General features: G+C 46.8%; 3 tRNA genes and 2 rRNA genes. All 5 read right to left on the minus strand.

Going from position 1 to position 1,032, the window contains the following annotated elements:
- Positions 1–131 (minus strand): 23S ribosomal RNA (locus tag CBW66_RS28175); the annotation flags it as partial.
- 240 nt (positions 132–371) lie between these two features.
- Positions 372–447 (minus strand) — tRNA-Ala (locus tag CBW66_RS28180).
- A gap of 194 nt (positions 448–641) precedes the next feature.
- A tRNA-Ala gene (locus tag CBW66_RS28185) sits at positions 642–717 on the minus strand.
- A gap of 26 nt (positions 718–743) precedes the next feature.
- Positions 744–820: transfer RNA gene (locus tag CBW66_RS28190), tRNA-Ile, on the minus strand.
- An 80-nt stretch (positions 821–900) separates the two neighbouring features.
- Positions 901–1,032: ribosomal RNA gene (locus tag CBW66_RS28195) — 16S ribosomal RNA — on the minus strand; the annotation flags it as partial.

Consider the following 1,032-nt stretch of genomic DNA (forward strand, 5'->3'; position numbering starts at 1 on the left):
TGGGTTGCCCCATTCGGAAATCTGCGGATCAAAGTGTGTTTGCTCACTCCCCGCAGCTTATCGCAAGCTACTACGTCCTTCATCGCCTGTAATCGCCAAGGCATCCACCATGTGCACTTATTCGCTTGTCCCTATAACGTTAGCCTCTAACTGCTTTCACAGCTAAAGAGCGCTACAGGGATAAGAAAGTACAACGTTGTTGCTTGTTTGTTTATACATACAATCATTACCCATCGATYTGCKTGTTACSGCAAACCGATCAATAAATAATCTTTACTTCTTCCAGATTGTTAAAGAACATACAGCACTTGGTCTCGAAAAGACCAAACCTAAATTCAATCAYCGATGTGATCAACTTACGTTTGAACTTTTGGTGGAGGATGACGGGATCGAACCGACGACCCCCTGCTTGCAAAGCAGGTGCTCTCCCAGCTGAGCTAATCCCCCNACAACGTTGTTGCTTGTTTGTTGATACATACAATCATTACCCATCAAGTCGCCTCATGCATTGCTGCACGCATAGACTTGATCAATAAATAATCTTTACTTCTTCCAGATTGTTAAAGAACATACAGCACTTGGTCTCGAAAAGACCAAACCTAAATTCAATCACCGATGTGATCAACTTACGTTTGAACTTTTGGTGGAGGATGACGGGATCGAACCGACGACCCCCTGCTTGCAAAGCAGGTGCTCTCCCAGCTGAGCTAATCCCCCATGTTTGCTACGGGTGCTACAGAAACTGGTAGGGCTGGTTGGACTCGAACCAACGACCCCCGCGTTATCAACACGGTGCTCTAACCAGCTGAGCTACAGCCCCAAATGCTGTTCTTCTTTATTAACAGYCGATAAGTGTGAACATTTGATGCGTGAACCATTACTGGTTCGTGCAAACTCTAGAAAGGAGGTGATCCAGCCGCACCTTCCGATACGGCTACCTTGTTACGACTTCACCCCAGTCACGAATCCTACCGTGGTAAGCGCCCTCCTTRCGGTTAAGCTACCTACTTCTGGTAAAACCCGCTCCCATGG

Origin of the sequence: Janthinobacterium sp. GW456P, from assembly GCF_002127655.1 — a bacterium.
In the GTDB taxonomy this organism is placed as follows: Bacteria; Pseudomonadota; Gammaproteobacteria; order Burkholderiales; family Burkholderiaceae_D; genus Janthinobacterium.